Annotated in this window: 17 protein-coding genes; 7 read left to right on the forward strand and 10 right to left on the reverse strand. The window is 70.2% G+C overall.

Features of this window, described 5'->3' with window-relative positions:
* Positions 1–321: 321 nt before the first annotated feature.
* On the reverse strand, positions 322–1,470 hold the full coding sequence (gene dusB, locus ACIBCU_RS04260; protein ID WP_362933044.1) for a tRNA dihydrouridine synthase DusB: 1,149 nt from the start codon (positions 1,468–1,470) through the stop codon (positions 322–324).
* Between the two features lie 46 nt (positions 1,471–1,516).
* On the reverse strand, positions 1,517–2,464 hold the full coding sequence (locus tag ACIBCU_RS04265; protein ID WP_362933041.1) for a helix-turn-helix transcriptional regulator: 948 nt from the start codon (positions 2,462–2,464) through the stop codon (positions 1,517–1,519).
* Between the two features lie 101 nt (positions 2,465–2,565).
* On the opposite strand from ACIBCU_RS04265, the gene ACIBCU_RS04270 reads away from it, so the two are divergent.
* Entirely contained in the window at positions 2,566–4,035 is a 1,470-nt protein-coding gene (locus ACIBCU_RS04270; RefSeq protein WP_362933038.1) for an MFS transporter, read from the forward strand.
* Positions 4,036–4,106: 71 nt separating this feature from the next.
* On the opposite strand, the gene ACIBCU_RS04275 is transcribed toward ACIBCU_RS04270, so the two are convergent.
* From ACIBCU_RS04275 to ACIBCU_RS04285, 3 genes are all read right to left on the reverse strand, one after another.
* Positions 4,107–4,310, reverse strand: a complete 204-nt coding sequence (locus tag ACIBCU_RS04275; RefSeq protein WP_362933035.1) for a DUF6243 family protein — start codon at positions 4,308–4,310, stop codon at positions 4,107–4,109.
* 184 nt (positions 4,311–4,494) lie between these two features.
* The gene (locus ACIBCU_RS04280; protein WP_362933032.1) at positions 4,495–4,698 is read right to left on the reverse strand and encodes a hypothetical protein; all 204 of its coding nucleotides are present in this window, start codon (positions 4,696–4,698) and stop codon (positions 4,495–4,497) included.
* Positions 4,699–4,792: 94 nt separating this feature from the next.
* Positions 4,793–6,175, reverse strand: coding sequence for a glycine--tRNA ligase (locus ACIBCU_RS04285; RefSeq protein WP_356707657.1), 1,383 nt, complete (start codon positions 6,173–6,175; stop codon positions 4,793–4,795).
* Between the two features lie 259 nt (positions 6,176–6,434).
* On the opposite strand from ACIBCU_RS04285, the gene ACIBCU_RS04290 reads away from it, so the two are divergent.
* The 4 genes from ACIBCU_RS04290 (at position 6,435) to ACIBCU_RS04305 (ending at position 9,630) form a co-directional block, all read left to right on the forward strand.
* The gene (locus ACIBCU_RS04290) at positions 6,435–7,412 is read left to right on the forward strand and encodes a metal ABC transporter substrate-binding protein (RefSeq protein ID WP_362933029.1); all 978 of its coding nucleotides are present in this window, start codon (positions 6,435–6,437) and stop codon (positions 7,410–7,412) included.
* A gap of 42 nt (positions 7,413–7,454) precedes the next feature.
* On the forward strand, positions 7,455–8,231 hold the full coding sequence (locus ACIBCU_RS04295; RefSeq protein ID WP_362933026.1) for a metal ABC transporter ATP-binding protein: 777 nt from the start codon (positions 7,455–7,457) through the stop codon (positions 8,229–8,231).
* A complete protein-coding gene (locus ACIBCU_RS04300) occupies positions 8,231–9,130 on the forward strand; it encodes a metal ABC transporter permease (protein ID WP_362933193.1) in 900 nt (299 codons plus the stop codon). Before ACIBCU_RS04295 ends, ACIBCU_RS04300 begins: the two co-directional genes overlap by 1 nt.
* Before the next feature lie 65 nt (positions 9,131–9,195).
* On the forward strand, positions 9,196–9,630 hold the full coding sequence (locus ACIBCU_RS04305) for a Fur family transcriptional regulator (RefSeq protein WP_104785532.1): 435 nt from the start codon (positions 9,196–9,198) through the stop codon (positions 9,628–9,630).
* A gap of 64 nt (positions 9,631–9,694) precedes the next feature.
* On the opposite strand, the gene ACIBCU_RS04310 is transcribed toward ACIBCU_RS04305, so the two are convergent.
* The 4 genes from ACIBCU_RS04310 to leuA form a co-directional block, all read right to left on the reverse strand.
* Complete coding sequence (locus ACIBCU_RS04310) at positions 9,695–10,507, reverse strand: isoprenyl transferase (protein ID WP_399229126.1); 813 nt, start codon at positions 10,505–10,507, stop codon at positions 9,695–9,697.
* 22 nt (positions 10,508–10,529) lie between these two features.
* Positions 10,530–11,276, reverse strand: a complete 747-nt coding sequence (gene recO, locus ACIBCU_RS04315; RefSeq protein WP_104785535.1) for a DNA repair protein RecO — start codon at positions 11,274–11,276, stop codon at positions 10,530–10,532.
* 121 nt (positions 11,277–11,397) lie between these two features.
* The gene (locus ACIBCU_RS04320) at positions 11,398–12,102 is read right to left on the reverse strand and encodes a TerB family tellurite resistance protein (RefSeq protein WP_362933020.1); all 705 of its coding nucleotides are present in this window, start codon (positions 12,100–12,102) and stop codon (positions 11,398–11,400) included.
* A 202-nt stretch (positions 12,103–12,304) separates the two neighbouring features.
* The gene (gene leuA, locus ACIBCU_RS04325) at positions 12,305–14,098 is read right to left on the reverse strand and encodes a 2-isopropylmalate synthase (protein WP_362933017.1); all 1,794 of its coding nucleotides are present in this window, start codon (positions 14,096–14,098) and stop codon (positions 12,305–12,307) included.
* A 292-nt stretch (positions 14,099–14,390) separates the two neighbouring features.
* Here leuA and ACIBCU_RS04330 point away from each other — a divergent pair, with 292 nt between their 5' ends.
* Positions 14,391–15,464, forward strand: coding sequence for a M4 family metallopeptidase (locus tag ACIBCU_RS04330; RefSeq protein ID WP_362933014.1), 1,074 nt, complete (start codon positions 14,391–14,393; stop codon positions 15,462–15,464).
* Positions 15,465–15,526: 62 nt separating this feature from the next.
* Positions 15,527–15,793 (forward strand): protealysin inhibitor emfourin, encoded by a 267-nt coding sequence (locus tag ACIBCU_RS04335; RefSeq protein WP_362933011.1) that lies wholly within the window; start codon positions 15,527–15,529, stop codon positions 15,791–15,793.
* A gap of 172 nt (positions 15,794–15,965) precedes the next feature.
* Here ACIBCU_RS04335 and era read toward each other — a convergent pair whose 3' ends face one another.
* Positions 15,966–16,940 carry a GTPase Era gene (gene era, locus ACIBCU_RS04340; RefSeq protein WP_187281951.1) on the reverse strand — a complete coding sequence of 325 codons (975 nt, stop codon included), beginning with the start codon at positions 16,938–16,940 and terminating at the stop codon, positions 15,966–15,968.
* Between the last annotated feature and the right edge of the window lie 11 nt (positions 16,941–16,951).

Consider the following 16,951-nt stretch of genomic DNA (forward strand, 5'->3'; position numbering starts at 1 on the left):
ACCCTCCTGGCACCCAGTGCCGCCATTTGAGAAGTACAGCAACCGAAAGAGCGCTCATCTGAGCCAAACACCCCTCAGGGGTGGCGAGAATCACGCCTCAACCTGCGCTCAGATGTCATCATCCGGACGCTCGCGCGCCCACACTTGGACACCCTGGAGTCACCAACGCCTCACAGATCGTTACTCGATGGACCGTCGAAGAGAGCGGGCACACACTCCGGCCGCGAAATCGCGAGGGACGCGCCGCATCCAGACAGAAAAGCCCGCTCATGTGAGCGGGCTCTTCACGGGGCACTCGGTGCCCCGGTGCGAGGGTGGCGCTCAGCCGCCCGAGGTGTCCAGCTCCGCCTCGGCCCCCACGCCCGCGCAGTCGTACGGGTCCTTGAGCCAGCCGTCCGGCAGCGCCACCCGGTTGTTGCCGGACGTACGACCACGCGGGCCGTCCGCGCCGTCCGGCCAGGGCTGGTCCAGGTCGAGCTCCTGGAGCTGTCCGCCCAGCTCCTCCAGCGACGACGTGACCGCGAGCCTCCTGCGCATGTCCGAACCGACCGCGAAGCCCTTGAGGTACCAGGCCACGTGCTTGCGGAAGTCGATCACGCCACGGCTCTCGTCGCCGATCCACTCCCCCAGCAGCGTCGCGTGGCGCAGCATGACGTCCGCGACCTGGCGCAGGGCGGGCGCCTGCCTCGTCCCCGTGCCCTCGAAGGCGCTGACGAGGTCGCCGAAGAGCCAGGGGCGGCCCAGGCAGCCACGGCCGACGACGACGCCGTCGCAGCCCGTCTCACGCATCATCCGCAGGGCGTCGTCGGCGCTCCAGATGTCGCCGTTGCCGAGGACGGGGATCTCGGGGACGTGCTCCTTCAGGCGTGCGATGGCGTCCCAGTCGGCCGTGCCGCCGTAGTGCTGGGCGGTGGTCCTGCCGTGCAGGGCGACGGCCGTGATGCCCTCCTCGACGGCGATGCGGCCCGCGTCGAGGTAAGTGGTGTGGTCGTCGTCGATGCCCTTGCGCATCTTGATGGTGACCGGGAGCTCGCCCGCCTGCGCCACGGCCTCGCGAAGGATCGCGCGCAGCAGGGGCCGCTTGTACGGGAGCGCGGAGCCGCCGCCCTTGCGGGTGACCTTGGGGACGGGGCAGCCGAAGTTCAGGTCGATGTGGTCGGCGAGGTCCTCGTCGACGATCATGCGGACCGCCTTGCCGACGGTGACCGGGTCCACCCCGTACAGCTGGATCGAGCGCGGGGTCTCGCTCGCGTCGAAGTGGATGAGCTGCATGGTCTTCTCGTTGCGCTCGACCAGCGCCCGCGTGGTGATCATCTCGCTGACGAACAGCCCCTTGCCGCCTGAGAACTCACGGCACAGGGTGCGGAAGGGCGCGTTGGTGATGCCGGCCATGGGGGCGAGCACGACCGGCGGCTGCACGGTGTGCGGGCCGATCCGGAGCAGCGGGGGGGCAGGGGCGAGCGTGGTCATGGCCCCATTGTCCCGTACGCGGACCGCGGCGCGGATGCCCGCCCGCTCAGGCCTCGGCGACGGACCCGGTGAGGGACGTCGTGCGCGGCCCGGCGAGGGGCTCCGCGTGCGGCTCGGCCTGCGGATCCGCGTGCGGCTGCGCGAGGACCGACTCCATCAGCCGCTCCAGCCCGAGCCGCGACTCCTCGTCCGACGGGACGTACGTCACCATGCGCGGGCCCGCCGAGGGGCCGAGCCACAGGTCGGTGTGGTCGAGCCTGAGCAGTCCCACCCGGGCGTTACGGAAGATCTTGGTGCGGTTCGAGGCTCCGACGACCTCGTGCCGGGCCCAGATCTCGCCGAACTCGGGCGAGGTGGCCTCCAGTCGCCGCAGCAGCGCCTTCCAGGCGGGCTCGGCCAGGTGCTCCGCCATCGCGGCACGGAACTTGGCGGCCATCACCCGGTGCATGGCGGGCAGATCGACGACGGAGGCGCGCCACTCCTCGTTGTTGTAGGCGAGCAGCATGCAGTTGCGGTCCTCGGGGGCGACGGCGTCCAGGTCGCACAGGAGCCGGCCGTAGGTGCGGTTGTACGCGAGGATGTCGTACCGGCTGTTCTGGATACAGGCCGGGAAGGGCTCCAGGCGCCTGAGCATCTCGTGGAAGGCCGGGGTGACGCCCGTGCAGTCCGAGCCCGGCGCGGGGTCGACGGCCCCGGCGAGGGAGAAGAGGTGGGTGCGTTCGCTGCGGTCGAGCAGGAGGGCGCGGGCCAGGGAGTCGAGGACCTGCGGGGAGACCTGGATGTCGCGGGCCTGCTCCAGCCACGTGTACCAGGTGACGCCGACGGCCGAGAGCTGCGCGACCTCCTCGCGGCGCAGCCCGGGGGTCCGCCTGCGGCGGCCGCGGGGCAGACCCACCTGCTCGGGGGTGATCCGCTCACGACGGCTGCGGAGGAATCCGGCCAGCTCGTGCCGCCGGATGTCTGTCTCGGGTACCTGGGCCGCCGCGGTCGTCATGCTCCCAGGGTGCCGAATGCCCGGACGTATTGCCAGGTGCTCCGTGTACCAGGATAAGGAGACTCTGGTACCAGGCTGAGTACGGGTCCATCGTCGATGGCGTGAGTGAATCATCTGTACTGACCAACGCATCCGCCACCCGCGTCCCCGGGGCGCGGTACGACCACCCCGCACCGGTGCTCGGCGGGCTCGGGCTGTTCACGGTGCTGCTCGGCGCGGCGCTCCCGCTCATCGACTTCTTCATCGTCAACGTCGCCCTGCCCACCATCGACCACGACCTGGCCGCGGGCCCCGCTCTGCTGGAGCTGGTCGTCGCGGGCTACGGCCTCTCCTACGCCGTGCTGCTCGTCCTCGGCGGGCGGCTCGGCGACATGGCCGGACGGCGCAGGCTCTTCCTCATCGGAATGGCCGCCTTCGGTCTCACCTCTCTCGCCTGCGGGCTGGCCCCGGACGCCTGGACCCTCGTGGGGGCACGGGTGGCCCAGGGCGCCGCCGCGGCCCTGATGCTGCCGCAGGTGCTCGCCACCATCCAGGCGGGCACGACCGGCCACCACAGGGCGCGGGCCATGAGCCTGTACGGGGCGACCGCCGGGCTCTCCATGGTCGCCGGCCAGATCCTCGGCGGTGTCCTGGTCTCCGCCGCCCCGCTCTCCTCCGTCTTCGGGGAGAGCGCGGGCTGGCGGTCGGTGTTCCTGGTGAACGTGCCCGTGGCGGTGGTGGGGCTGTTCCTGGCCGCCCGCTCGGTGCCGGAGAGCCGCTCGGACCGGCCCGCGCCCGTCGACGTGCCGGGCACACTCCTGCTGGCCGTCTCCCTGGTGACGCTGCTGGCCCCGCTGACGGAGGGCCGGGCTGCGGGCTGGCCGCTCTGGACCTGGGTGTCCCTCGGCCTCTTCCCGTTCGCCGCGGTGGCCTTCTACCGGGTGGAGCGGCGGGCCGACGCGAAGGGGCGGACACCGCTCGTGCCGCCGAGCCTGCTGCGGCTGGAGTCACTACGCCGCGGCCTGATCCTGGTGGTGCCGTTCTCGATCGGCTTCGGCGGCTTCATGTTCGTGATCGCGGTCGCCCTCCAGCAGGGTCTGGAGATGGGCCCGGCCGCGGCAGGGCTGTCCCTCGCGCCGATGGCCGCGGCCTTCTTCGCGGCCTCGCTGGCCGGCCCCCGGCTCGTACGGCGCTTCGGCAGCCGGGTGGTGACGGCCGGCGGGCTGATCCAGGGGGCGGGCATCACGGTGCTGGCGCTGACCGTGTGGAGCTCCTGGCCCGGCCTCGGGCTGCTGGGCCTGCTGCCGGGCATGGCGATCTCGGGACTGGGGCAGGGGCTGCAGCTCCCCGTCCTGATCCGGATCGTGCTGTCCGACGTGCCGTCCGAGCGGGCGGGGGTGGGCGGCGGCGTCATGACCACCACCCAGCAGGCCGCCCTGGCCCTCGGGGTCGCCACGCTCGGGACGCTCTTCCTCGCGCTGGCACCCGGCTCGGGGATGCGGGACGCCCTGGTCGTGACGCTGCTGGTGCAGCTGGCGGCCGTCGTCCTGACCACCCTGCTGAGCCTGCGGCTCCCCCGCACGGTGAGGTGAGGGGCGGACGGACACGGGCCCGGATCACCGAGGTGATCCGGGCCCGTGGTCGTACGGGTGGTGCGAGGAGGTCAGCTCTCGGCCGGTGCGTCCTGCGCCGGTGCGGCCTCGGCGGCAGCGGCGCGCTCACGCATCTTGCGCACCAGCTCCTGCTTCTTGTCCTCGGCGGCCTTGCGGTCGTCGTTGCGCGCGGGGCCCGCGCCCTGCTGTTCGGCGCGGGACAGCTTCTTGCGCTGTCCGCCCACGCCGAGGAGGTTGTTGCGGCTCTTGGCCACGGCGTTCTCCCATTCTTGAGTTGCGGAAGTGAGGATGACGTGTCGTGTATCGATCCGATGGGCGACGGGCGGTCGGCCCGTCGCGCGCTCACTCGTAGATCTGGAAGAACGAAGACATGCTGAAAAGGTACCCCGGCCGGAGGGGTGCCTCATCCGGTTTTTTCGGCCGGGCCCCGCTGCCGGCTCAGGCGGTCGGGTCGACCGTGGCCTGATGGGCCTCGGTCAGGTGCTCCTCGGCCTTGAGCCAGGGCAGGAACTGCGCCCCCTTGCGCCACCCGCAGGTGTCGCAGGTCAGCTGCCGCTGCATCCCCGACTTCCTTACGTGGACGACGTGTTCACGGCCGTGCTGGTCCCATCTCGTGACCTTGCTCGTGGTCATGGACGGCATGTGGGGCCTCCCTGTGGACGAGTGCGCCCAGTGTGCACGAAGCCCCCGGTTCCGTACGCCGGAACCGGGGGCTTCGTTATGAGGCCGAGTGCGTTCAGCAGCCCAGGAGGCGGGAGCCGAGGTAGCTCTGGATCTGGTCCAGGGAGACGCGCTCCTGCTTCATCGTGTCGCGCTCGCGCACGGTCACCGCGTTGTCGTCGAGGGTGTCGAAGTCGACGGTGACGCAGAACGGCGTGCCGATCTCGTCCTGGCGGCGGTAGCGGCGGCCGATGGCGCCCGCGTCGTCGAACTCGATGTTCCAGTTCTGCCGCAGGTCGGCGGCGAGGCCCTTGGCCTTCGGCGACAGCTGCGGGTTGCGGGACAGCGGCAGGACGGCGACCTTGACCGGCGCGAGGCGCGGGTCGAGGCGCATCACGGCGCGCTTCTCCATGACGCCCTTGGCGTTGGGGGCCTCGTCCTCGTTGTAGGCGTCGAGGAGGAACGCCAGCAGCGAGCGGCCGACACCGGCCGCGGGCTCGATGACGTACGGCGTGTAGCGCTCGCCCTTCTCCTGGTCGAAGTAGGAGAGGTCCGTGCCGGACGCCTTGGAGTGCGCCGTGAGGTCGTAGTCGGTGCGGTTGGCGACGCCCTCGAGCTCGCCCCACTCGCTGCCGCCGAAGCGGAAGCGGTACTCGATGTCAGCGGTGCGCTTCGAGTAGTGGGAGAGCTTCTCCGCGGGGTGCTCGAACCACCGCATGTTCTCCTCGCGCAGGCCGAGACCGGTGTACCAGTTCCAGCGCTGCTCCATCCAGTACTCCTGCCACTGCTCGTCCTCGCCCGGCTTGACGAAGAACTCCATCTCCATCTGCTCGAACTCACGCGTGCGGAAGATGAAGTTGCCCGGAGTGATCTCGTTCCGGAAGGACTTGCCCATCTGCGCGATGCCGAACGGCGGCTTCTTGCGCGAGGTCTGCTGCACCTGGCCGAAGTTGGTGAAGATGCCCTGGGCGGTCTCGGGGCGCAGGTAGGCGACCGAGCCGGAGTCCTGGGTCGGGCCGAGGTGCGTGGAGAGCAGGCCGGAGAACTGCTTGGGCTCGGTGAAGGTGCCCTTGTTACCGCAGTTGGGGCAGTTGAGGTCGGCGAGGCCGTTCACGGGCGGCTTGCCGTGCTTCTCCTCGTACGCCTCCTCCAGGTGGTCCGCGCGGTAACGCTTGTGACAGGAGGTGCACTCGGTGAGCGGGTCGGAGAACGTGGCGACGTGACCGGACGCGACCCAGACCTCGGGGGCCAGGATGACCGACGAGTCGAGACCGACCACGTCCTCGCGCGAGGTGACCATGTAGCGCCACCACTGGCGCTTGAGGTTCTCCTTCAGCTCGACGCCCAGGGGCCCGTAGTCCCAGGCGGCCTTCTGGCCACCGTAGATCTCACTGCAGGGGTAGACGAAGCCACGGCGCTTGCTCAGGCTGACGATGGTGTCGATCTTGTCGGCGGCCACGGTGCTCTCTTCATTACGACGGCGGAACTGGACAGGTGGGCGGCGCGAACGCCTCGGTGAGGAAGGACGTACAGACAGGGGCGCGGAGCGCCTCGGTGGGGGGTGGTGGTCGGGTGACGGGCGGGCGAATGCCCCAGATTACCGGCGGGCGCACCCCCCATATCAAATCGGTGGGGCGCATCGCGGTCACCGGGTCCGGATCCGGGCATCTCATCAGCCTTGTTGACAATCGTTTCCACTTTTGTTGAAAATGACTGTCATGAACGTACGCCGCCTCATACCCACAGCCGCCGTCGCCGGAGCAGTCGCCCTCGGCCTCACCGCGCTCTCCGCCTGCTCCTCCTCCGACGCGGCCGAAGGCGGCAGCGAGGCCAAGCTGGACGTGGTGGCGTCCTTCTACCCGATGCAGTTCCTGGCCGAGCGGATCGGCGGGTCGCACGTCTCCGTCACCTCACTCACGAAGCCGGGCGTGGAGCCGCACGACCTCGAGCTCTCCCCCCGGCAGATCGGCGGCCTGAGCGAGGCCGACTACATCCTGTACCTCAAGAACGTCCAGCCCGCGGTCGACGACGCCGTCGCACAGGCCGGCGTGAAGAACACCGTGGACGCGGCCGGACTCACCACGCTCGAGAACCACGGCTCCGAGGTCGACGGACACGACCACGGCGCCGAGGAGGGCGGGGAGCACGAGGGCGAGGAGCACTCCGAGGAGGCGGGCCTCGACCCGCACATCTGGCTGGACCCGGTGAAGTACGCCGAGGTCGCCGAGGGCGTCGGGAAGTCCTTCGAGAAGGCCGACCCGGACAACGCCGCCGACTACCGCAAGAACACCGAGACCCTGGTCGCCGAGCTGAACAAGCTGGACAAGGCCTACGAGACCGGGCTGAAGAACACCGCGACGAAGACGTTCATCACCACGCACTCCGCCTTCGGGTACCTCGCCGAGCGCTACGGCCTCACCCAGGAGGGCATCGCCGGCCTCGACCCGGAGACCGAGCCCAGCCCGGCCCGGATCGACGAGATCCACCACGTCGCCGAGGACAACAAGGCCACCACCGTATTCTTCGAGACGCTCGCCAGCGACAAGACCGCCAAGACCCTGGCGAAGGACCTCGGCCTGAAGACCGGCGTCCTGGACCCGCTCGAGGGAATTACCGACAAGTCCGCGGGCGCTGACTACATCGAGGTCATGGAGTCCAACCTGGCCGCGCTGCAGAAGGCCCTCGGCGCGAAGTGACCCGAGCAGCACCCCGAACCAGCCGCAGCACCGGAGGCGATCATGCCTGAGCCCAGTACGCCAGAACCCGTGATCAGCATGCGCGGAGCCACGGCGACGCTCGGCGCCCGCCCGGTGCTGCGCGGTGTCGACCTGACCGTCCACCACGGCGAGGTCGTCGCCCTGCTCGGCGCCAACGGCTCCGGGAAGTCCACGGCCGTACGCTCCGTCATCGGCCAGGTGCCGCTCACCGGCGGGACCGTCGAGCTGTTCGGCACGCCGCTGCGCCGCTTCCGCCGGTGGGGCCGCGTCGGATACGTACCGCAGCGCACCACGGCGGCGGGCGGCGTCCCCGCCACGATCCGCGAGGTCGTCGCCTCCGGGCGGCTGTCGCGTACGAAGTTCGGCCCGCTCGGCAAGGCAGACCGGGCGGCCGTGGACCGGGCCATCGAGCTCGTCGGCCTCACCGACCGCGCCAAGGACTCGGTGAACGCCCTCTCCGGCGGCCAGCACCAGCGGGTCCTGATCGCCCGCGCGCTCGCCGCCGAGCCCGAGCTGCTGATCATGGACGAGCCGATGGCCGGCGTCGACCTGGCCAGCCAGGAGATCCTCGCCACGACGCTGCGCGAGCAGGTCGCCGGCGGGGCGACCGTGCTGCTCGTCCTGCACGAGCTCGGCGCCCTGGAGCCGCTGATCGACCGGGCGATCGTCCTGCGCGACGGCTGTGTCACGCACGACGGCCCGCCCCCCGAGGCCGTGGGCCAGCACGCGCTGCCCGGCCACGACCACGTACACCCCCACGCGGCCTCCGAGCCCGTCCGGACGGGACTGCTGACCTGATCATGCTGGAATTCCTGAACCCTCCCTTCATGCAGCGGGCGCTGCTCGCGGCCGTCCTGGTCGGGATCACCGCCCCCGCCATCGGCATCTACCTGGTCCAGCGCCGCCAGGCCCTGATGGGCGACGGCATCGGACACGTCGCGATGACCGGCGTCGGCCTCGGCTTCCTGCTCTCCACCAACCCCGTCTGGATGGCGACGCTCGTCGCCGTGGCGGGTTCGGTCGTGATGGAGCTGATCCGCTGGTACGGACGCACTCGCGGCGACATCGCCCTGGCCATGCTGTTCTACGGCGGCATGGCGGGCGGGGTGATGCTGATCAACCTCTCGGACACCGGCTCCAACGCCAACCTGACCTCGTTCCTCTTCGGCTCCCTGTCCACGGTCTCCGAGGAGGACGTCACCGCGATCGTCGTGCTGGCCGCCTTCGTGGTGCTGGTCACCGTGGGGCTGCGGCGGCAGCTGTTCGCGGTCAGCCAGGACGAGGAGTTCGCCCGGGTCACGGGGCTGCCGGTACGCGTGCTGAATCTGCTGGTCGCCGTGACGGCCGCCGTCACCGTCACCGTGGCGATGCGGGTCGTCGGCCTGCTGCTGGTCAGCGCGCTGATGGTGGTGCCGGTCGCCGCCGCTCAGCAGATCTCGAAGTCCTTCAAGGTGACGTTCGTCCTGGCCGTCGTCATCGGTACGGCCGTCACCCTGGCCGGCACCGTGACCTCGTACTACCAGGACGTGCCGCCCGGCGCGACGATCGTGCTGCTGGCCATCGCCGCGTTCGTCCTCCTGACGGCGCTCGCCACGCCACTGGCCCGCAGGCGCGCCAAGGGCCGCGAGAGCGAGGAGGACCGGTGCACCCTTGAGGTACCGGCGGCCCGCCCGGCCTCGGACGACGTTCGGGTGTGACCGTGCCGCCGGGGCGGGCTGGCACAATGGCCCGACATACGTACGGGCGACATGAGGAGGCAGCTGTGGCGACGGCGCCGATCAGTGGCACGAACGCGGCTCCGGTGCGCGGCCGGTCCACCCGGCAGCGGGCGGCGGTCGCGGCGGCGCTCGACGAGGTCGACGAGTTCCGCAGTGCCCAGGACCTGCACGATGTGCTCAAGCACCGGGGTGACTCGGTCGGGCTGACCACGGTCTACCGCACGCTCCAGTCCCTGGCCGACGCCGGCGAGGTCGACGTGCTGCGCACGACCGACGGTGAGGCGGTCTACCGGCGGTGCTCGACCGGTGACCACCATCACCATCTGGTCTGCCGCGTCTGCGGCAAGGCCGTCGAGGTGGAGGGTCCCGCCGTGGAGCAGTGGGCCGAGACCATCGCCTCGCAGCACGGCTATGTGAACGTGGCCCACACGGTGGAGATCTTCGGGACCTGCTCGGACTGCGCGGGCGCCAAGGGCTGAGCCCCGGGCACAGGACGACCGACCCCGGAGGGGGCCCCGGCGACGGGGCCCCCTCCTCGTCGTCTCAGGCCTTGGTGATCTCCTCGGCACCGCCGAAGCGCCGGTCGCGCCGGGCGAACTCCAGGCAGGCGTTCCACAGGTCGCGCCGGTCAAAGTCCGGCCACAGGACGTCCTGGAAGACCATCTCGGCGTACGCGCTCTGCCAGATCAGGTAGTTGGACGTGCGCTGCTCCCCGCTGGGGCGCACGAAGAGGTCCACGTCCGGCATGTCCGGGTAGTAGATGTACTTCGCGAAGGTCTTCTCGTTAACCTTCGCGGGGTCGAGCTTCCCCTCCGCCACGTCCTGCGCGATGCGCTGCGCCGCGTCGGCGATCTCCGCCCGGCCGCCGTAGTTGACGCAGAAGTACAGCGTCATCTTGTCGTTGTCCTTCGTCTGCTCCTGGGCGACCTGGAGCTCCTGGACGACGGACTTCCACAGCTTCGGCATGCGGCCGACCCAGCGGATGCGGATGCCGAGCTCGTCCATCTCGTCGCGACGGCGGCGGATGACGTCCCGGTTGAAGTTCATGAGGAACTTCACCTCGTCCGGCGAGCGCTTCCAGTTCTCCGTGGAGAAGGCGTACAGCGAGAGGTTCTTGACGCCCATCTCGATGCAGCCCTTGAGGACGTCCATGACGACGCCCTCCCCGACCTTGTGGCCCTCGGTGCGCGGAAGACCCCGCTCCTTGGCCCAGCGGCCGTTCCCGTCCATCACGACGGCGACGTGCTTGGGCACGAGCTCGCCGGGGATCTTCGGCGGGGTGGCGCCGGAGGGGTGCGGCTCGGGGGTCTTGTACTCACGCCGGTTACGGCCACCGAGCATCCCGCGTACTGCCATGGGCTTCTCTCGTCTCCCTGTGTCACTTCTCTACGTACCGCAGCGAGCGCAGGCCGCGCTCCAGATGCCAGTGCAGATAGGCGGACACGAGCCCGCTCCCCTCCCTGACATGACGCGCCTCGGACGCGTCCGCCGTCTCCCAGTCGCCGCTGAGCAACGCGCTCAGCAGTTCGACGGCCTCCGCCGAGGGTACGACGCTGCCGGGCACCCGGCAGTCGCCGCATATGACGCCGCCCGCGGCGACGGAGAAGAACCGGTTCGGTCCGGGCATTCCGCACTTGGCGCAGTCGACGAAGCTGGGGGCGTAGCCGTTGACGGCCAGGGAGCGCAGCAGGAACGCGTCCAGGATGAGGTTCGGCGCGTGTTCGGCGCGCGCGAGGGTGCGCAGCCCGCCGACGAGCAGCAGATACTGCTGGACCGCGGGCTCACCCTCGTGGTCGGTGAACCGCTCCGCGGTCTCCAGCATGGCGGTGCCGGCGGTGTAGCGGGCGTAGTCGGAGACGATCCCGCCGCCGTACGGAGCGATCGTCTCGCTCTGGGTGCAGAGGGGGAGGCCCCGGCCGATCAGCTCGCTGCCGCGCGCGAAGAACTGCACGTCCACATGGGAGAAGGGTTCGAGCCGCGCCCCGAATTTGGACTTGGTGCGGCGCACCCCGCGTGCCACGGCGCGCACCCGCCCGTGGCCGCGGGTCAGGATCGTGATGATCCGGTCGGCCTCGCCCAGCTTCTGCGTACGCAGCACGACGCCGTCGTCCCGGAACAAGCTCATGCACCCATTGTCGCCCACCGGGGCAGCGGCCCGGGCGGGGGTTCCGGGACGCGTGGGAGGCCGGGCCCGTGCCCGACGGCACAGGGGGCGCGCCAGGGTCCTCCGGAGGGCCTGTGGAGGGCTACGAGGGCGTGCGCGCCGCCGCGGCGAGCAGCTCCGCGGTGTCGGCGGGACAGAGCTGGAGCGCGCTGCCCACCATGGTCAGCACCTCTCGCTCCGCCTGGCTGTACGGGCCGTCCGCGAGCGCGATCCTCGCGCCCCGCAGCAGGACCGCCTCGCGGCCGGGCACGGCCAGGTGCGGCGCGAGCGGCTTCAGGACCTCGTGGAGCTCTATGGCGAGGGCGGCGCCGCAGGCCTCGGCCGCGGGGTCGGTGCCGTCGCCGGGACCGGTGTCGGCGGCGAGCACCTCGACGATGGTGAAGAGCTGTTCCTGGGAGCAGTCGTCGAGTCCCGCGTCGCGGACGGTTGCCGCGGCGGTCTCCAGGACCGTACGGGAGGTGGTGCCGCCCGCGGCGAGCACGGCGAGCGTGACGGTGTGCACGGCCTCCCGCAGCATGGCCGAGAAGCGGGTGGTGGTGGGGTGGTCGAGGGCGTCGGGCGCGAAGTGCGTCCCGCAGGCGGCGCATTCGACGACGGGCCCGGCGCTTCCCCGGGCGAGCAGCGGCAGCCCGAGGACGGTGAGGCGGTGGCGTCCTGTGAGGCGCCGGTAGTTGCGGTCGCCCCCGCAGCACGGGCAGAAGAACTCTCCGTCGCCGACGGTGTCCCAGACGGTACGGATGCCGTAGATACGCAGTCCTACGGCGCGTTGTCCTTTGGCTGTCCGCACGTCGCACACCTCCGTAACCCCACGGCAACATTGCCGCGCTGGACGTGATGTTAGCCACATGCGTGATGTGGCGTCAGTATCCCGGAGGTCAAAACCCCGGTATATGGCCGAACCCCGCCCACCCTCGGCGGGTGAACGGGGCTCTCGGGCCGGGCAGTTCAGCGGCGTATCGGACGTATGCCCGGAATGCCGCGTGACGGGGTCAGCGGGTCGCGCGGTTGACCGCGGAGACGACCGCCTTGAGCGAGGCGCGCGTGGTGTTGGCGTCGATACCGATGCCCCACAGCACCTTGCCGTCGATCGCGCACTCGATGTAGGAAGCGGCCTGCGCGCTCGCGCCCTCGCTCATCGTGTGCTCGGTGTAGTCCAGCAGACGGGCGTCGATGCCGATGGCCTGCAGCGCTTCGAAGAACGCGGAGATCGGGCCGTTGCCCGTGCCGGTCAGCACCGTGTCCGAGCCGTCGACGGTGGCCTCGACGGTGATCGTGTCCTGGCCGTCGGAACCGGTCGTCGTCTGACCCGAGCGGATCTGCACGCGTCCCCAGGCGTTCTCGGGGCTCGGCAGGTACTCGTCCCGGAAGGTCGACCAGATCTGCGTCGGCGTGACCTCGCCACCCTCGGCGTCGGTCTTGGCCTGAATGATCCGGGAGAACTCGATCTGCATCCGGCGCGGCAGGTCCAGCTTGTGGTCGTTCTTCAGGACGTAGGCGATTCCGCCCTTGCCTGACTGCGAGTTGACCCGGATGACCGCCTCGTAGGAGCGGCCGACGTCCTTCGGGTCGATCGGCAGGTAGGGCACCGCCCACTCGATGTCGTCGACGGTCTTCCCCTGGGAGGCCGCGTCGGCCTCCATGGCGTCGAAGCCCTTCTTGATGGCGTCCTGGTGGGAGCCGGAGAAGGCGGTGTAGACCAGGTCGCCCGCGTAGGGGTGGCGCGGGTGGACCTCCATCTGGTTGCAGTACTCGCTGGTGCGGCGGATCTCGTCGATCTGCGAGAAGTCGATCTGCGGGTCGACGCCCTGGGAGAAGAGGTTCATGCCCAGGGTGACCAGGTCGACGTTGCCGGTGCGCTCGCCCTGGCCGAACAGGCAGCCCTCGATACGGTCGGCACCCGCCATGATCGCCAGCTCGGCGGCGGCGACGGCGGTGCCCCGGTCGTTGTGCGGGTGCACGGACAGGCAGACGTGCTCGCGGCGGGACAGGTTGCGGGACATCCACTCGAAGCGGTCCGCGTGGGTGGAGGGCGTCGAACGCTCCACGGTGGCGGGCAAGTTGAGGATGATCTCGCGGCCCTCCTCCGGCTGCCAGACGTCACAGACGGCCTCGCAGACCTCCAGGGCGAAGTCCAGCTCGGTGTCGGTGAAGATCTCCGGGCTGTACTGGTAGCCGAAGATCGTCTCGTCGCCCAGGATCTTGTCCGCGTACTCCATGACCAGGCGGGTGCCGTCCACGGCGATCTGCTTGACCTCTTCCTTCGTGCCGCGGAAGACCACGCGGCGGAAGGTGGGCGCGGTGGCGTTGTACAGGTGGACGGTTGCGCGCCGCGCGCCGACCAGCGACTCGACGGTGCGCTCGATCAGTTCCTCGCGTGCCTGCGTCAGGACGGAGATCGTCACGTCCTCGGGGATCGCGCCCTCTTCGATGATGGAGCGTACGAACGCGAAGTCGGTCTCGCCGGAGGACGGGAAGCCGACCTCGATCTCCTTGTAGCCCATGCGTACGAGCAGGTCGAACATCTCGCGCTTACGGGCCGGCGACATGGGGTCGATCAGGGCCTGGTTGCCGTCACGCAGGTCGGTGGACAGCCACCGGGGCGCCACGGTGATGCGGTTGTCCGGCCAGGTGCGGTCGGAGATGTCCACTGCCTCGTAGCCGCGGTACTTGTGGACCGGCATCCCGGAAGGCTTCTGCAGCTGCTTCGCGTTGGTCACCGGGGTGGGGCCACCGACGGGGGCGGGAACGGCATCAGTGTGCGCGGGGGAATTCACTGCGGTCATGGCGTACGGCTCCTCTGAGGTCCAGCAGGGGCGGCCGACTGTGTCGCTGCAACAGCGAACTCCGCGGGGAGGGAGCCGGCCTACGACTACAGGCCCTCGCCGCGGCAGCTAAGAAGGAGCAGCCCGAAACGCATGATGCGGCAACACTAACCGAGGGGCGCCTGGTGCGTCGGTCCGTATCAGTATGCGGGATCGCCTCTTCATGGAGGCGGAACGGTGATACATCACTCTATTTCGTCAATCGTGATCGCAACCAGTGACAGCGCAGTGACGGAGTGCCACAGTCGTTTGCATGCAGCCTCGACCGAACGGGTTCCAGCCCGTCTTCTGCACCATCGTGCCGCCCCACGTCCTCGACAAGCTGTCCCAGGCCGACGACCCACGCCTGGCCGATCCCGCACGGCGCACCCTGGACGCCGACGCGGCCCGGCGCCATCACCGGCGGGTGACCGCTCTGGCCTGGGCCCCCCAGGCCGCCCTCACCTCCGACGCGGTCCCGACCAAGCCCCACCGCACCCTTTACGACTGCGGGCACGGCACGGACCTGCCGGGCGTCAAGGTCCGCGACGAGGGCGAGGAAGCAACCCAGGACGCCAGCGTCAACCGTGCGTACGCGGGACTCGGCGCCACCTTCGATCTGCTGCTCACGGAGTTCGGCCGCAGCTCGATCGACGGCAAGGGGCTGCCGCTCATCGGCTCCGTGCACTACGACGAGAAGTACAACAACGCGTTCTTCGACGGCGAGCAGATGGTCTTCGGGGACGGCGACGGAGAGATCTTCCTCGACTTCACCGTCGCGATCGACGTGATCGCCCACGAACTGGCGCACGGCCTCACCCAGTACACGGCCAACCTCGCGTACCAGGGCCAGTCGGGCGCCCTCAACGAGTCCGTCTCGGACGTCTTCGGTTCCCTGGTCAAGCAGTACTCGCTGGGCCAGAGCGCGGAACAGGCCGACTGGCTGATCGGCGCGGGGCTGCTCGCCCCCCGGGTCAGCGGCGTCGCGCTGCGCTCGATGAAGGCTCCGGGCACGGCGTACGACGACGATGTGCTCGGCAAGGACCCGCAGCCCGGGTCGATGGACGACTACGTCGACACGGACGAGGACAACGGCGGGGTCCACATCAACTCCGGTATCCCCAACCGGGCGTTCTGCCTGCTGGCCACGGCACTCGGCGGCAACGCCTGGGAGCGGGCGGGGCGGATCTGGTTCGACGTGCTGACCGGCGGTGAGCTGGCCCAGGACGCGTCCTTCAAGGACTTCGCCAAGCTGACCGTCGCGGCGGCGCAGCACAGGTTCGGGGAGGGCGACGAGGCCGAGGCGGTGCTCAAGGCATGGTCGGAGGTGGGCGTGCCGACCCGTTGACCGGGTAGATACACGCGGGACCGTCCGAGCGGGGTCAAGGTGTCAGGCAGGAGCCGGTACGCATGCGCATCCAGGTGAGCCGGACCGGCGGGTTCGCCGGCATCGCACGCCACGGCGAGATCGAGACCTCGGGGCGGCCCGACGCCGGCGACTGGGAGGCCCTGGCCGAGTCGGCGCTCGCCGTCGTCCTGGGCGGCCCGCCCGCGGGTGTGCCGGACGGCTTCCGCTACCGGATCACGGTGGGCGACCGGACGGTCGACTGCGCGGACCCACGGCTGACCGAGGCGCAGCGGACGCTGATCTCCCGGGTCCTCAAGGAAGGCGCGTAGGGCCGGTCCAACCGGGCCCGGGCTCCGGAGGGCCCGGGCCCGGTCTCAGAACCCCGGCTTCCGCAGCTGCTTCGGGACCGCCTCCCCACGCCGCACTCGCACCCTTCGGCCCTGGGGCCTCAGCGGCTTCGTACGGCTGCGCCGGCCTCCGGCCGGCGGTCCGTGGCCCCGCTCAGAACCCCAGCTTCCGCAGCTGCTTCGGGTCGCGCTGCCAGTCCTTGGCGACCTTCACGTGCAGGTCCAGGAAGACCGGCGTGCCCAACAGCGCCTCGATGTGCTTGCGTGACTTGGTGCCGACGTCCTTGAGCCGCTTCCCCTTCGGGCCGATGATGATGCCCTTCTGGCTGGGCCGCTCGATGTAGACGTTCGCGTGGATGTCCAGCAGCGGCTTGTCCGCCGGCCGGTCCTCGCGCGGCAGCATCTCCTCGACGACGACGGCGATGGAGTGCGGAAGCTCGTCCCGCACGCCCTCCAGCGCGGCCTCGCGGATGAGTTCCGCGACCATGACCATCTCGGGCTCGTCGGTGAGGTCGCCCTCCGGGTAGAGCGGGGGGCTCTCCGGCAGCAGCGGGGCGATCAGGTCGGCCAGCAGGCTCACCTGCTGGTCCTTGACCGCCGAGACCGGAATGATCTCGGCCCACTCGAAGCCGAGCTCGTCGGCCAGCGCGGAGACGGCGAGGAGCTGCTCGGCGAGCGCCTTGGACTCCACCAGGTCGGTCTTGGTGATGATCGCGATCTTCGGGGTCTTCTTGATCCCGGCGAGCTCCTTGACGATGAACTTGTCGCCGGGGCCGAGCTTCTGGTCCGCGGGCAGGCAGAAGCCGATGACGTCGACCTCGGCCCAGGTGGTCCGCACGACGTCGTTCAGCCGCTCCCCGAGCAGCGTGCGCGGCTTGTGGAGGCCGGGCGTGTCGACCAGGATCAGCTGGGCGTCGTCACGGTGCACGATGCCGCGCACCGTGTGCCGGGTGGTCTGGGGGCGGTTGGAGGTGATCGCCACCTTCTGACCGACCAGAGCGTTCGTGAGGGTGGACTTGCCCGCGTTGGGGCGGCCCACGAAGCAGGCGAAGCCGGCCCGGTGGGGGGCGGTGTTCTCAGCCTGCTGCGCAGCAGCTTCTGTGTTCGGTCGAGCGCTCATGGCGCCCATTCTCCCCGATC

It is taken from the genome of Streptomyces sp. NPDC051064 (assembly GCF_044455985.1).
In the GTDB taxonomy this organism is placed as follows: Bacteria; Actinomycetota; Actinomycetes; order Streptomycetales; family Streptomycetaceae; genus Streptomyces.

What these genes read in the sequence shown, in the direction of transcription:
- ACIBCU_RS04335 (WP_362933011.1), top strand. Translation starts at nt 15,527, where the DNA reads ATGCGCATCCAGGTGAGCCGGACCGGCGGGTTCGCCGGCATCGCACGC.
- ACIBCU_RS04295 (WP_362933026.1), top strand. Translation starts at nt 7,455, where the DNA reads ATGCCTGAGCCCAGTACGCCAGAACCCGTGATCAGCATGCGCGGAGCC.
- ACIBCU_RS04265 (WP_362933041.1), bottom strand. Translation starts at nt 2,464, where the DNA reads ATGACGACCGCGGCGGCCCAGGTACCCGAGACAGACATCCGGCGGCAC.
- ACIBCU_RS04310 (WP_399229126.1), bottom strand. Translation starts at nt 10,507, where the DNA reads ATGGCAGTACGCGGGATGCTCGGTGGCCGTAACCGGCGTGAGTACAAG.
- dusB (WP_362933044.1), bottom strand. Translation starts at nt 1,470, where the DNA reads ATGACCACGCTCGCCCCTGCCCCCCCGCTGCTCCGGATCGGCCCGCAC.
- ACIBCU_RS04290 (WP_362933029.1), top strand. Translation starts at nt 6,435, where the DNA reads ATGAACGTACGCCGCCTCATACCCACAGCCGCCGTCGCCGGAGCAGTC.
- ACIBCU_RS04330 (WP_362933014.1), top strand. Translation starts at nt 14,391, where the DNA reads ATGCAGCCTCGACCGAACGGGTTCCAGCCCGTCTTCTGCACCATCGTG.
- recO (WP_104785535.1), bottom strand. Translation starts at nt 11,276, where the DNA reads ATGAGCTTGTTCCGGGACGACGGCGTCGTGCTGCGTACGCAGAAGCTG.
- leuA (WP_362933017.1), bottom strand. Translation starts at nt 14,098, where the DNA reads ATGACCGCAGTGAATTCCCCCGCGCACACTGATGCCGTTCCCGCCCCC.
- era (WP_187281951.1), bottom strand. Translation starts at nt 16,940, where the DNA reads ATGGGCGCCATGAGCGCTCGACCGAACACAGAAGCTGCTGCGCAGCAG.
- ACIBCU_RS04280 (WP_362933032.1), bottom strand. Translation starts at nt 4,698, where the DNA reads ATGCCGTCCATGACCACGAGCAAGGTCACGAGATGGGACCAGCACGGC.